Consider the following 13,147-nt stretch of genomic DNA (forward strand, 5'->3'; position numbering starts at 1 on the left):
AATTTTTTGGCGATCGAGAGGATAGAAGCGTTGAGATGGGGTGTGTTTTCGTTGGCGAACCATGTTTGGAGTTCGATGACCTCTCTGTTCCAGATGCCGGGGACCATCAGGACGCGCACGGCCCAGACATAGAGAACCGGGCTGCCTTGGAAACGCTGCGAAGGTACATGGGTGGTAAGCCGGTTCCCTGGCACGAGGCAGCGAAACATGCCCCGTGGTGCAAGCCTGAACCTGCCACATCATGTCGGCACTGGTTCAGCTCAGGTTCAGAGCCCGGCGTAGGAGTGCAATGATGGGAAGTACAGGTTGACGATCGTGTAGTTGAACACCAGGGCGAAGAACCCAATGATGTTCAACCATGCGGATCGAGTGCCGGTCCAGCCGCGGGTTGCACGCGCGTGGAGGTAGCCGGCGTAGATGACCCAGATGATAAAGGTCCAAACTTCTTTGGCGTCCCAGTTCCAGTAGCGTCCCCAGGCCTGTTCACCCCAGATGGATCCGGCAATCAGGGTGAAGGTCCACAGGACAAACCCGATGGCGTTGAGGCGGTAGGACCAGTTTTCTAAGGCCAGCGAGGAGGGCACCAGGCGCAGGAATCCGGTGACGTTGTCGTTTTTTTCGGCGCGCTGTTTGAACAGCTGCAGCACCGACATGGCAAAGGTCAATGAGAACAGCCCGGTGGCAATGATGGCCACGGACACGTGGCTGATCAGCCACCAGGATTGTAATGCGGGTTGGACGTTGCCCACCGGGGTGGGGAACCCGATGGTTGCGGCCATCATCATCAACAACACCACCCCGGACACAAACGTGCCGACAAAGCGTAGGTCTTTGCGCAGCAAAAACACCAGATAGACCACGGAGATCACCAGGGCACCGGAGGTCATGAATTCATACAGATTGCCCCACGGCGCCCGGGAGGCGGCCACTGCGCGGGCCACCACGGCAAAGGCGTGGGCCAGGGTGGCAATGGCCATGATGGCCACAGCGATGTTGGCTGCCGGGCGTTTCACCCCGTCGGTGTATTCCATGTCGTCAGACACGAGTTGGCGGGAGGTCGTCGAGGCGGCCGCCGCGTCGACTGCCGGGCCCCCGGCACCGATAAGTTGTCTGGTTTGTTGGGTGTGGAGTTGGGCTTCGAGTTTCCGGATGGATCGCGATGCGGTGGCCATGTCCCAGGAAAACAGTAAGAAGGCGGCCAGATAGATAAAGGATGCGATGAGCATGAACAGTTCGCTGTATGAGGCCAGCGTTTCATTGACGGGTGTCATGAGTCCTCCGAAGTGGTGGGCGGGATGACCGGCCAAGTGGTATCAAATGTCTGACGAAGCTTAATGTTCTCATCGCGCAGCCCGAAGGTTTCCCCGCGGGCCAACAGCCCGTATTCGATCACGGTGTGGCCCTCGTGTTCGGTGGCTTTGACCCAGGCACGACGACGGCGCACATACAGCGAGATGATCAGGGCGACCAGGGCCAGGGTGGCAAAGAAGCCCACACCCCATTTTGATGGGTTGTAGTGGATGTCTAGCCCGACGTAACGGTCCCAGGAATCGAAGCTGATGCTACCCATGTCGTCGGGCAGCTCGTAGGTGTCGCCCACCCCCAGGGTGATCCCGCCGTGGTCGTTGTTGCGCGAGTTCAACTCGGTCATGTTGTCGGTATCGAGCACGTACACGCTTTGTGGGAGACCAGAGTCCAGGCCAATATCCCCGTAGTAGGAGTTCAAGATCAGCTCGGGGTTGTAGGCATCAGGGTCAATGGAGATGGCTACCCCGTCGTCGCCGGTATAGGAGGTTGGTAAGAACAATCCCACAAAGCCCAGCTGTTCGGGCCGGGCGTCCGGGACTTTCAACACGACTTGTGAGGTGTTGACCCCTGTGTCTTGGATTTGGCCAATGACCGGTCCAGAGTAGGCCACATCCCCGTTGCCGTCAGTGACCGTAATGTTTGGGGCGTAGCCATTACCGACCAAAAAGATCCGCACCCCGCCAAGGGTCAACGGGTCATTGACCTTGATGGCGTCTTGGTAGGTGTCCTCCCCGGGGCCCGGGGTGACCTGCATGGTCGCAGTGTAGTCGAGTGCTTGGCCGAAATGTGTTTCAGAATCCCGGTCATAGACGACCTCAAAATCGTCGAGCTGGATGGTAAACGGGTGGAGGCGGTCTGCGGAAAACGCGGTGCCGGGGGTAAAGGAGTCATAGGCGGTTAGGTTGTTGGTGAAGCCGTCGCCTTCAACGATGATCTTTTGGCCCTCATATTTATACAGGCCACCAATGCCCATGAACACGATGACGCCCAGCAGACCAAAGTGGAACAGAATGTTGCCGATTTCGCGGGTGTAGCCGCGTTCGGCCCCGACCGAACCGTCGCGCAGTTCGGTGCGGTACCCGGCTTTTTTCAGGATCTTTTCGGCGTCGACCAGGGCTTGGTCCGGCGTGGGTCCATCGGCGGCCAGCACCAGTTGCCCGTATTCGGGCAGCCGGTTCAGATTGCGTGGCGTGCGGGCCGGTGGCTGGCGCAAGCTTTTGAGGTGTTGTCGACCGCGCGGCCACACACACCCCACCAACGAGACCATCAACAACAGGTACACCGCCGAAAACCACGGTGAGGTGTAGACATCAAACATTCCCAGCGCATCTAGGATCGGACCCAAGGTGGGGTTGTCTTCAATCCAGGTATCGACGATGCCTTCCCCGGCGCGACGCTGCGGGAACAGCGAACCAGGGACCGCTGCCAGAGCCAACAATAACAGCAGCATCAACGCGGTGCGCATGCTCGTCAGTTGGTTCCAAATGAACCGCAAGGTGCCGCGGAAGCCTAGGGATGGCAGGGTGGGTTGCTGTTGCTTGGGATGTTGTGTGGTCGTCACGTCGGTAGGGTCACCTCGGGCAGGGCAAGCCACGTGGATTCATGGCGGGATCTGTCGGCACACGAGACCACACCCACAGCTAGTACGGCCTCGGCGACTAGGCCAGTGAGGCGGCGTGACAGTGTTATTGTCGTCATGAGCGCAATCTTCCCAACGGTTCGACATGACCAGCGTCTACAGCTCATCAGCTTGACACTTATTGAGTGCACCCTAAAAATATAGGGATACCCCCTAAGGCTATAATCTAGGGGCGAGGCTGGTGCCTGTTTTGCTGAAGATGTCCTCTAGTCGAGAAGTCTGAGCCTGCCCCACAGTGAGAGGGACCGGCTCGTGGGTGGCGAGCAGGCATGCGCCTGAGGGCTTCTGCTGCCCGGTGTGGCGGGGCTGAGGGGGTTTCATCCTGCAACGCCGGTGGTCGCCGACGCTTAGAATGACGGTGGCTCTTCGCCTCAACATTTCGTCTCAAAATGCCAGGAGTTATCTTTGTCACGATCACTGACCTTCGGTGGGGCGCTGCTGGCCCTGACGCTGGGTTTGACCGGCTGTGCGACCAACGATGTCCAAGAGTCCGCTGCCCCGCTGGAAGCACCTCAGCAGGAGTTCTTGGGTGCTTACGGGTTGGAAGGGATGGATACCGTGGAGGTCATTGACTACCTGGATCGTCTGGCCTTACCAGACCACCCAACCGATCTTATGGCGTCGGTGATGCCGGATCATTTGGCGTTGTCGTCGTCGAATACGGCGTTCGCGATGTCGTTGCCCGACGATACGTCCTATCTGTCCATTGCCCCGTATGTGACTCAAACCCATGAGTGTTACTACCACAGTCTGACGACCTGTGAAGGGGAGCTGAGCAATGCAAACGTCCACGTCAAAATCGTCGATGAGACCGGTGAGGTGTTAGTGGAGGAAGACACCACCACTTTTGACAACGGGTTTGTGGGAGTCTGGGTACCACGGGACACCGCTGGCACCATCGAGATCAGCTATGACGGGATGACCGGCACCACCGAGTTCGTTGCTACCGATGACGGGGCCACCTGTATCACTGATCTGCACCTGACCTAACACCGCAGTCACCTAGCACACCGATCCGCCGGGGTGCTAGGTGACTGGCAACGTTGTGAGAGCGATTGCCCTGTGTGTTGCCCGGTCTTTTCGACATGTGTGGGGAGGCTCGGGAGTTTGTCGAGCGTACAAGTATCGGCCTGTTGTGTGGTCGCTGCAGCCATTGACGGTGTCACAGACACGATTGACGCCAGATTATGACCGACGACACGTTCACCGCCACGAAAAAGCTGTGATGATCCGCCCCAACGCGTACGGACGGGCATCTGAGTAGGCCCCTTGATAAACACTACCTACATATCAGTAGCGAGCTGCGGTGGTCATTGGGGGGTTGTATTTGGAATACTCGGACAGCGAATTCACCGAGATTCCGGATTGTGGATTGCGAGCTTGTGCAATCTTGCCGTCACCAATGTAGACCGCAACGTGGTAGATACCCGAAGCAGAGCCGTTGTTCGACCAGAACACGAGGTCACCTGCTTGCAGGTTGCTCAAGGAGACATATGATTTGGCTCCGCTGAACTGGGCGGCAGAGTTGCGAGGCAGCTCCTTGCCTGCGGCAGCAAGGACAGCCGTGGTGAAACCGGAGCAGTCATAGGCGCTGGGCCCATTGCCACCCCACTTGTAGATCGCCCCGGAATTCACAATCTCCAATGCCTTGCTGGCTGCAGCAGAGTTAGCCGAAACCGATGCGGTGCTATAGGTGGTCACCTGTGCCGAGGTGCGGTCACCTTGGCTGCTTGCAGAGCCACTGGAGCTGGCCTGGGTGGCTGAAGCTGAACCAGTACCGCTACCAGGAAGTTGTAGCGTGTCACCCGGATAGATGATAGACGAGCCCGAGAGGTTGTTTTCGCTCATCAACGCACTGAGGGAAACTCCCTGGGAGTGTGCGATGGCAGACAGAGTATCACCCGACTGCACGGTGTAGGTGCCTGCCGACTGGGTCGTGTTAGACGATGCGGCTGCTGGAGGATCTTCGATTGCAGCATTAGCAGGTGCCATCCCAAATAGGGTAGCGCTGGCAGCAGTGGCTAAACCTGCCACGCCCAGCGAGAAGCGTTTGCTTTGATGGGACCGCTGTGCCAGCAGCTGTGCTTTTTCAGCTTCAATACGTGCGCGACGAGTTGGGTAGGTCATATAGTTTCTCTCAAAACGACGATGGATAAGTCTTTGGGCTCTGAATTCGTTGGCACATCACGTACCGTTATAAGAACGTTATCTAGACTGACAGTGTTGTTATCAAATTACAACCTCAGCGTTCAAAAAAATTGCCAATCGACGCGCTCTGGTGAATTAAATCGTTGCAACGTCAAGGAAGTGTCACAAGTCTATGAAAATGCTGAGATTATCTGAAAGTTATCTGATCGTTATTTGGCGTCTCGGAAGAATAAAGGCGGTCTGATCTTCGCCCGCCCAGGTCACGCTGGCACGAAGCAGGGACTCGCTCGTGATGTCCAGGGCTACACAGGGCACAACGGTGCATATGACATCTCAGGCATCTTTAACATCAGCTGTCTATCCAACGCTTTCCTCAGTGATTCAGGCAATGGAATCACTATAACCACTGGATTTCCAAGCGGAACAAGACGCCTTAGATGAATAAGTCCTCATCGGGGATGGGATCTCTGAACGGTGAGAATTTGTCCCTGAGATAGGGCTGGAGGGCTGTCAAGTAGGTGATGTCTCAAGACATCGGTAACGTTCTTATTCTCAGAGTTAGTTTTGGAACCGGTATCGGGCCTGGGTGATGCCTTGGTATTTGGTGCCTGCTAGTGGCCAGCAAATTCGGCGAGGACTTCGCCAACGGTGATAGCGAAGATGTACGGCCACTAAAAACAAGAGGAATTCATCATCTAGGCCGCTTGATGACCAGGATCTCAGCCCCGGCACCCTAGTTTCATAGTTCCAAGTACATCACACTCTGAGCCCTCAAGGTACGCTTTGACCGCTAGGTATGTCAGAAAGAACTACGCGGTGAGTCTAAACGGGTGCAAATAGCGGCGCTGAGGCCCGGGATCATAGACAATAGAAGTATGTTTGAGCCCTTGAACCTCCAAACTCCACCGCTTGTCATTGGCTTGGGATTGGTCTTCGCTGTCATTGGTGCAGCAGTCTTAGCGCATGCCGCCTGGCGTAGGCGTCGTCTACAAGCCTGGGCCTCGGGGGAAGCTGAGCACTTTGAGGGGACTGACTCACGCGGCGAGCGTCCAGATGCTCCCCTGGATGTCCGAGTAGAAATAATTGCCGGGCTAGCGGCATTACTCCTCGGTACTGCCGGCCTTATCTATGGCATAGGGGCCCAAGCACAATTAGATAATATGTTGGAGTCTAATACGATCGCCAAATACCCACAGGTTCAAAAAGTTGAGCCACAAAAGGTGCGGGGTTATATGCAAAAGTGGCGTGGCAATCTATTAGAGGCAGAAGTGACCACCGTGGATGGGGAGCGGTTCCATGTAGGAATCCGGTTTGATCCTGAAACTGGCGAGCCGACGATTCAGGATCATTCTGAGTTCGGCGGTCAAGAGTAGCTAGTCCAGGGAACATTCGATTGTAAAAAGTAGACTTTGGCCCGTTTAAAATTTAACGAATTTCTGCGCTGGTAAGGATACTGGCCGAAAGTAAGTCAGCCCGGAGTTCGCGAGACACACCATAGGGCCGGCCCGCGCCAATCAATTGGCAGCAGAAAAATGTCGGGCACACACCATAACGTCGACCATTGTAGGTGTGGTTGCTGCAGTCGTTACAATCATCGTTCTTGTGACTCTAGTGAATTCATCTTGTTCAATCCAGCGGCAGGTTAACCAAGGCGTCGACACCGTCGAGATGTTCGAATTGACGTTCCATCCGACCAACACACGAAGTACACGCCATGACGCTGGTATTCAGGTGGCCTTCGCGGGTGGTATCCGTCGTTTCGGTCGTTAGGGAATCCTTTCATTTCAGGCTAAGCGTTGTAGACGACCAGCGTGTAGCCGGTGACGGCGCACTCTTGGTGTTAGGAGCGGACCAGCCGGGCGATGGCTTCGGAGGCTTCGGTGATTTTGGCCTCGGCTTCGGGCCCACCGGTTTTAGCGGCCCCCACCACGCAGTGGCGCAGGTGATCATCGAGCAAACTCAGCGCCACATTATTCAACGCGGAGGTGATGGCACTGATCTGGGTGAGAATGTCAATGCAGTATGTTTCTTCGTCGATCATCCGGTGGATGCCCCGGGCTTGGCCTTCAATGCGCTTGACCCGGGCCAAATACCGGTCCTTGTCACTGATGTACCCGTGACCGGTAGTGTCGGCAGGGGGTTGGTGTGTCATGGTTGGGTTTTCCTGTTCATCTGGTGGCACCGTGTCCATTGCTTAGACAGGCACCTTTTCGGGGGACCGGTCTATGGATCGTTCGACACTGGCTTGAGGGGTCAGATCCAAGCGCCGCAGGGTTTGGGCGTTCAGAGCCACAATCATGGTTGACAACGACATCAAAATGGCCCCCACACTCATCGGCAGGACAAACCCCAGGGGCGCGAGCACCCCGGCAGCCAGCGGGACAGCGGCGATGTTGTACCCGGCAGCCCACCACAGGTTTTGTTTCATCTTCCGGTAGCTTGCCCGGGACAATTCAAACACCGACAACACCGAGCGTGGATCCGACGACGCCAAAATGACCCCGGCTGAACCGATGGCTACATCGGTGCCAGAACCGATGGCGATGCCCACATCGGCTTTCGCTAAGGCGGGGGCATCATTGACTCCATCGCCGACCATGGCAACTTTTTTGCCTTCGTTTTGGAGGGCTTGGACTTTGGAGGCCTTATCCTCAGGACGGACGCCCGCAAAGACCCGGTCAATGCCCAGCTCTGCGGCCACGGTGTCGGCCACGGCTTGAGCGTCACCGGTAATCATCACGACGTGGGCCCCGTTGGCATGCAGCGCATCGACGGCCTGGCGGGATTCTGGGCGGATCTCATCGGCTAACCGCAGCGCACCGATGACCTGGCTGTCCGCGAGTACGTGCAAGATGATGGCCCCTTCGTTGCGCCACTGGTCAGCAATGGCCAACTCGGCTTGGTGATGTGCTTCCAGTAAGTACGGTCCCCCGACTGCGATGACAGTACCCTCCACGGTGGCTTTGACGCCTACCGCCGGTGAGGACGAAAACTCGGTGGCGGCCTGGACAGTGAGCTCACGGGATCGCGCGGCACCCACAATCGCGGTGGCCAGTGGGTGTTCACTGTCGGCTTCGGCGGCAGCGGTCAAGGCCAGCACCTCGTCTGCGGTTCGATCCCCCACCGGGTGGATACCGGTGACGGTGGGTTCGCCTTTGGTCAGGGTGCCGGTTTTATCAAAGAGCACGGAATCCACGGTGCGCATCGATTCCAAGGCCAACCGGTCTTTAATCAGTACCCCACCCCGGGCGGCGCGTTCGGTGGCGATCGAGACCACCAGCGGGATGGCCAGCCCTAAAGCGTGGGGACAGGCGATGACTAAGACGGTGATGGTGCGCACCACGGCGTCACCCGGACTACCCACCAGCGACCAGACGATCGCGGTAATCACGGCCGCACCCAAAGCAAACCAGAACAACCAGGCCGCGGCGGTATCCGCCAACCGTTGGGCCCGCGACGAGGACGCCTGGGCATCGGCCACCAGCTTTTCAATCCCCGCCAGGGCGGTGTCATCACCTATGGCGGTGACCTTGACCCGCAGCCCCGAGTCGGTGGCCACCGTCCCGGCGACCACGTGCTCTCCGATGGTGCGCCGGACGGTTTTGGACTCCCCGGTGACCATGGACTCATCCATGGAGGCACTGCCATCGACAATTTGGCCATCGGCCGGAACCGCAGCACCCGGCCGAACAATGACCACATCGCCAACGACCAGCTCAGCAGGCGATACGGTGACGACGTCAGCGCCGTCGACGCGTTCGGCCTCATCAGGTAGCAGTGCTGCCAACGAGTCCAGGGCCGAGGTGGTCTGGGCCAAAGATCGCATTTCGATCCAGTGACCCAATAACATGATGACCACTAACAGGGCCAGCTCCCACCAGAAATTCAACTCGTGATCAAGGATGCCCAGGGTCGCACCCCAGGAGGCGGCAAAGGCCACCGTAATGGCCAATCCGATCAGCAGCATCATGCCCGGTTGTCGGGCTCGAATCTCATCGATGGCGCCGGTCAAAAACGGCTGCCCACCCCAGAAGTACATGATCGTACCCAGAATGGGCGAAACCCACCAGACCCATGCAGCATCAGGCAGTTGATAGCCCAGCAAATCAGCGAACATCTCGTTGAAGCCGACCACCGGAATACCCAGCACCAGCATGATCCAAAAGAGCCGACGAAACTGGCCCACATGATCCCCATGATCACCGTGGCCGTGGCCGGCATGCCCGCCGTGGTCGGCGTGACCAGCATGATGGTGGCCTTCCTGCCCATGCTCACCGGGCGCATGCTGATGGTGGTCGTGCTGGTGCCCCTCATGGGCATGTTCAGCGTGCGTGACAGCAGCGTCGCGGTGGTGTGCCTGATGCGGCGTAGATCGATCGTGGTGGTGGTGTTCGTGGTTGCGTTCAACCATGACAAGGTCCTTTCCGAACAAGGGAGGCGCTGAGAAAGAGTGGTCTGTGTCTGGGGTGACCTGGGCGAAAAGCAGGTGCCAGGTTCAGATGGCGTGAGTCCATCGTCTCATGGACAAGGTGGTTGAGGCTGGGGGCGCCTGATCCCCAGCCTGTTCAACCGCGTTGATCATCGCGTGATCGTCCAGCTGACGCCGTTAGATGACCACGCTACGACTGTCAGTGAAACAGACTGGGTCGAACAGCAACGCTCGGCGCCGATGGATGAAGAAGAACGAGACGATTAAACGACAGAGGGTCGCCGATCAGTTCGATCAGCGACCCTATCCTGTGAGAGGCCTGCCCCTGTCTTAGGCAGCGGCCTGCTGCTGTTTATCGGCGCGTTCTAACGCGTGATACGTGGCTTCAAAGGCCTCACAAACGTCATTGGGAATCGCATAGTTATCCGTCACAGCGCGTAGCTCCTGAAAGAGCGCAGGGGTGTTCGTGGCATTATCTGCCTGGTGCAGCGCCTGGGTAATTTCACGGACTCGGGTAAGTTCTGGGTGGTGTCCGCCGTGGACTCGCTCGACGATCGGGGCCAGTTGTGCCGCTTTTTCAATATTGCGATTTGCCATTTGAAATCTCCTCTTCCGTGGTTATGCCCTCAATCTATGAGGTATCCCCCCGCCTGTCCTTGACGTTGGTCAAGTGGTGCTCGACCATCCTGAGACGTCACCTCGAGTCGTTGACGTCCTCAGGTCAGCGTGCTTCGTACGCGTCGATCTCATCCAGGAGTTTCCCATAGTTGCTGGTTGAATCGTGGCGTAGGGTCAGCCACAGGTCCACGAGCGCCTTGGCCGCAGTTGGCGTAATAACGTTTTGACCCATACACAAGATCTGGGCGTTATAGTTTTCGATTGAGCCACGGACCGTCACCAGATCGTGCGCCGTCGCGGCACGAATACCCGGGACCTTGCTCGCGGCAATTGCGGTTCCCACACCGGTCCCGCACACGAGTATCCCGCGATCGGCTTTCCCCTCGACGATGACTTGGGCCGCTTGGAAGGACACCTCCGGATAGGTAATGTCCTTGGTGGACAGGTCGATGACGGTACTCACCCGATCGTCGCCCTCGAGCTGGGATTTCAGTTCCTCTTTCAGCGCCGCACCGTTGGGCGGTGCTCCGATGATAAATCGCATTGCTAGTCCTTTTCGATGGGATTGAGATGACGGTGTGATTATATCCGCGGCCTGGACTCACATCAGCATCATGAGAATGACGAACAGTAGGAAGCCTGCAGCAGCCATGGCGATCGTGCCGGTGCTTTCTTTGATCTCGTAGGCCTCGACGAGCAATTCGGCGACCGCGGTGAAGAGTAGTGCTGCCGCACCGAAGGCGAGGCCTGCGACGAGCCACGGGGCAGAGACACCAGAGAAGACCAGCGCACCGAGGACAGCACCGATCGGCATCATGACGGAAACCAAGGCACCGACACCGATCGCTTTGCCAACGGAGCCACCACCTGCTCGCGTCGAGCCGGCAGTCGAGGCGGCAACGAAGAGGAGCTCAATCGACAGTGCAATCGCGATCAGCAGGGCGGCACCTCCGCCAGCCGCCAACGCGACGCCGATGATCGCGCCGTCAATCAGCACGACGACAGCAAGTGAGGTGATGAGGCGAACGTTGACGCCGGTCTGGACATGTCCATCGCCTGGACCGTGGTCGTGCTCGCCATGACTAGGGTCCCAGCCGGGGGAGTGACTGTGACCGAAGCGGTTCAGCAGTGCGCGCAGCGTGAGCATGAACGCGGTACCGACAACAAAGCCAATGATCAGGGACAAGTTATTACCCATTGCCAGCGCTTCGGGTAACAGGTCGAGGGTCGCCGCAGCGATGATGAGACCCGCCGCGAAGTGTTGTACATAGCTGGTGAGTGTGGACGTCTGGCTACGGGTGGCAAGAGCCGCGATGACGGCGCCGATAACACCGGCTACCAGACCAATCGTGCCCATACCCAGGGGCCATTCCGAACAGTTCCATGTCGATCCTTTCGCAAGTCACGAGGGGGTCGGACAGGTCGGTCCGACCCCATAGTTGCAACCTACCAACCATCTGTATCGCTGTCCTTGACGTGGATCAAGTCATGGCTAGTCAGCCGCGAGATAGGAAAGTCAGATCGCAGCGAAAGGCATCCGGGACCGTTAAGCCGCAGATGGTCGCTGATCTGTAAGATCAGCGACCATCTCATGGGAAGGGGTGGGTTTAGAAGAAGCCCTGCGGTTCTTGCATATTCGTTTGGCGGTTGAAGGTTGTGCCGAGTAAGTAGCGGGGAATTCATTGTCGCTACTGTTGTTTACACTCCGAGGCCTCCGCCGAGGCGGAAGAACGCGCGCCAGTGCGGAGAGGACTGGCGGCATTGAGGCCTAATCAGGTCCTGTCGTCAGTCGGACACGGGGGTAGTCGGTCCAGTCGTGGGCGCTGTGGGTACTCCAGCGTTCCGCGGCGGCGATGGAAATTCCCAAGAGGTCGGCCAAGACCGAGGGTGGTAGGTCTCGGGCGAGGTTCAGGAGTGCGACATTTTTTGCCGCGCGTATGTTGATGCCTCTTTTCGTGAGCGGGAGACGCAACGCGGCGGTGGTGAGATGGCGACCGGGGCGGTCGCCCTTGAAGATCCATGTGTTGTCGTCGTGGAATCCGGTGGGTGCGACGTCCAAGAGCTGGCGCAGTAGCGATCCAACTGCGTCGGGAAGCTTGATCGGTTCGGTGCCAAGCGATAGGTAGGTAGAGTCCCCGTCGAAGGTGACAGCTTCGCACCGAAGCGAGACAACGCGGGTCAGGGCTGTCCCATAGATGATCGCAAGAAGCCCTGCCACACGCGCGCTCAACCCGATGTCCTCGGCAGCCAGGAGTTCTTTTACCCAAGCCCAGCGTTGATCGTTGGTCGCAGCCGAAGCTGTTGAATCTGCCAAATCGCTTTGCAGGTACTCGCTGTGTAAATGTGTCATGCCGCGGGTTCGTGCCCAGCGAATGAAGGGCGTGAGCTGTTTGCCAGTCCGTCCGTGACGGGCCACGTAATCGTCGAAGATACGCTGGGGGATAGTTCCGAGATCTAGATTGAGGTCATCGAGTGTTCCGAGGAAGTCGCACACCGCAATGAGATGGGCTTTGGAACCCCTGTGGCGAAGACTTTCATCCTTGGTGCTGAGGTGCGCGACCTCAGTAAAGCGTGGGTTGACGATCCATGCCGCATATTGTTTGAGCAGTGATCTGTTGGCGGGATTTGGTAGGGTCGCGAAGTATTCTTCTTGCCATACTTCGAGCCGAATCCGATCGAAGTTTTCGGTGGGGACGACACCGGATTCCATGAGCAGGGCGGCAAGGTATCCGGTGGCACCCCCGGCAGGGTGTTTGGCTACCGCACGCAAGCAAATAGGTGTGCGGTGCGTGGCCATGTCATGGACGAGGCGCGCCATTGGGCTGCGTCGTATCCAACTGATGACTGCATCGGCGTTGTTCTCGTCGCGCAGTAGGTACCGTTCAAGGGCCAGCAGCCGCGGATGGGGAGTGCTGTGGTCGTCGGAGATCAAGATTCGAAGAAGCCGCGGAGCAAGGCAAATGCTGCAGTAGTTTCCTTGGAGTGGTCGTTGGTCGTTGCTACAG

13 protein-coding genes are annotated in these 13,147 nt (G+C 57.9%); 3 read left to right on the forward strand and 10 right to left on the reverse strand.

The window, feature by feature from the left end:
* Positions 1 to 266 precede the first annotated feature (266 nt).
* The 3 genes from ccsB to A6F49_RS18055 are packed head-to-tail and all read right to left on the reverse strand — an operon-like array spanning position 267 to position 3,006.
* A complete protein-coding gene (ccsB, locus tag A6F49_RS08185) occupies positions 267 to 1,271 on the reverse strand; it encodes a c-type cytochrome biogenesis protein CcsB (RefSeq protein ID WP_043058036.1) in 1,005 nt (334 codons plus the stop codon).
* Positions 1,268 to 2,869 carry a cytochrome c biogenesis protein ResB gene (gene resB, locus A6F49_RS08190; RefSeq protein WP_043058037.1) on the reverse strand — a complete coding sequence of 534 codons (1,602 nt, stop codon included), beginning with the start codon at positions 2,867 to 2,869 and terminating at the stop codon, positions 1,268 to 1,270. Before resB ends, ccsB begins: the two co-directional genes overlap by 4 nt.
* Entirely contained in the window at positions 2,866 to 3,006 is a 141-nt protein-coding gene (locus tag A6F49_RS18055) for a hypothetical protein (protein ID WP_161485795.1), read from the reverse strand. Before A6F49_RS18055 ends, resB begins: the two co-directional genes overlap by 4 nt.
* A gap of 346 nt (positions 3,007 to 3,352) precedes the next feature.
* Between A6F49_RS18055 and A6F49_RS08195 the strand changes: the two genes are divergently transcribed.
* The gene (locus A6F49_RS08195) at positions 3,353 to 3,937 is read left to right on the forward strand and encodes a CueP family metal-binding protein (RefSeq protein ID WP_043058038.1); all 585 of its coding nucleotides are present in this window, start codon (positions 3,353 to 3,355) and stop codon (positions 3,935 to 3,937) included.
* A gap of 300 nt (positions 3,938 to 4,237) precedes the next feature.
* Here the strand turns inward: A6F49_RS08195 and A6F49_RS08200 are convergent, their stop codons facing one another.
* Complete coding sequence (locus tag A6F49_RS08200; RefSeq protein ID WP_043058039.1) at positions 4,238 to 5,074, reverse strand: C40 family peptidase; 837 nt, start codon at positions 5,072 to 5,074, stop codon at positions 4,238 to 4,240.
* A gap of 896 nt (positions 5,075 to 5,970) precedes the next feature.
* On the opposite strand from A6F49_RS08200, the gene A6F49_RS08205 reads away from it, so the two are divergent.
* Complete coding sequence (locus A6F49_RS08205) at positions 5,971 to 6,468, forward strand: hypothetical protein (protein WP_150119431.1); 498 nt, start codon at positions 5,971 to 5,973, stop codon at positions 6,466 to 6,468.
* Between the two features lie 467 nt (positions 6,469 to 6,935).
* Here the strand turns inward: A6F49_RS08205 and A6F49_RS08210 are convergent, their stop codons facing one another.
* A complete protein-coding gene (locus A6F49_RS08210; protein WP_043058197.1) occupies positions 6,936 to 7,247 on the reverse strand; it encodes a metal-sensitive transcriptional regulator in 312 nt (103 codons plus the stop codon).
* A gap of 42 nt (positions 7,248 to 7,289) precedes the next feature.
* The gene (locus tag A6F49_RS08215; protein ID WP_043058198.1) at positions 7,290 to 9,251 is read right to left on the reverse strand and encodes a heavy metal translocating P-type ATPase; all 1,962 of its coding nucleotides are present in this window, start codon (positions 9,249 to 9,251) and stop codon (positions 7,290 to 7,292) included.
* A gap of 30 nt (positions 9,252 to 9,281) precedes the next feature.
* On the opposite strand from A6F49_RS08215, the gene A6F49_RS18860 reads away from it, so the two are divergent.
* A complete protein-coding gene (locus A6F49_RS18860; protein WP_043058041.1) occupies positions 9,282 to 9,539 on the forward strand; it encodes a hypothetical protein in 258 nt (85 codons plus the stop codon).
* A 315-nt stretch (positions 9,540 to 9,854) separates the two neighbouring features.
* Here A6F49_RS18860 and A6F49_RS08225 read toward each other — a convergent pair whose 3' ends face one another.
* From A6F49_RS08225 to A6F49_RS08240, 4 genes are all read right to left on the reverse strand, one after another.
* Positions 9,855 to 10,121: a hypothetical protein gene (locus A6F49_RS08225; protein ID WP_043058042.1), complete on the reverse strand. Its 267-nt coding sequence runs from the start codon at positions 10,119 to 10,121 to the stop codon at positions 9,855 to 9,857.
* A gap of 124 nt (positions 10,122 to 10,245) precedes the next feature.
* On the reverse strand, positions 10,246 to 10,686 hold the full coding sequence (locus A6F49_RS08230) for an RpiB/LacA/LacB family sugar-phosphate isomerase (RefSeq protein ID WP_043058043.1): 441 nt from the start codon (positions 10,684 to 10,686) through the stop codon (positions 10,246 to 10,248).
* Between the two features lie 57 nt (positions 10,687 to 10,743).
* Positions 10,744 to 11,499 carry a ZIP family metal transporter gene (locus A6F49_RS08235; protein WP_201120273.1) on the reverse strand — a complete coding sequence of 252 codons (756 nt, stop codon included), beginning with the start codon at positions 11,497 to 11,499 and terminating at the stop codon, positions 10,744 to 10,746.
* A 411-nt stretch (positions 11,500 to 11,910) separates the two neighbouring features.
* Positions 11,911 to 13,074, reverse strand: coding sequence for a hypothetical protein (locus tag A6F49_RS08240; protein ID WP_150119432.1), 1,164 nt, complete (start codon positions 13,072 to 13,074; stop codon positions 11,911 to 11,913).
* Between the last annotated feature and the right edge of the window lie 73 nt (positions 13,075 to 13,147).

The organism is Enteractinococcus helveticum (assembly GCF_001657475.1).
Lineage (GTDB): Bacteria > Actinomycetota > Actinomycetes > Actinomycetales > Micrococcaceae > Yaniella > Yaniella helvetica.